General features: G+C 54.2%; 1 pseudogene. It reads right to left on the reverse strand.

Features of this window, described 5'->3' with window-relative positions:
* Nucleotides 1-143 precede the first annotated feature (143 nt).
* A pseudogene (gene hycH / locus SB756_RS29865) lies at nucleotides 144-275 on the reverse strand (formate hydrogenlyase assembly protein HycH); the annotation flags it as partial.

Here is a 275-nt window from a genome sequence, read left to right on the forward strand (position 1 = left end):
GGATGGCGACGATGTCGTTTTCCGGTGCACTACCGCCATCAATCACCACCCAGTTACCTTTCGGCGCGGCGGCGCACTTTTCCGCCAGCGGCGGACCTGCGCCATCATCGCCCGTCATGCTATTGCCAACACAGAGTAAAACGTCAGTCACGCAGTCTCCTCACCATCAAACAGATGGCGTTTTCCTGATGAATATCATGCAGCATACTTAACAGCATTGTACTCCATTCCTGCTGCTGCGAAGTTTGCGCTGCCCGGGCTTTATCGAATGCATT

This window comes from Pseudomonas sp. SIMBA_068, from assembly GCF_046534705.1.
GTDB classification, from domain to species: Bacteria; Pseudomonadota; Gammaproteobacteria; order Pseudomonadales; family Pseudomonadaceae; genus Aquipseudomonas; species Aquipseudomonas putida.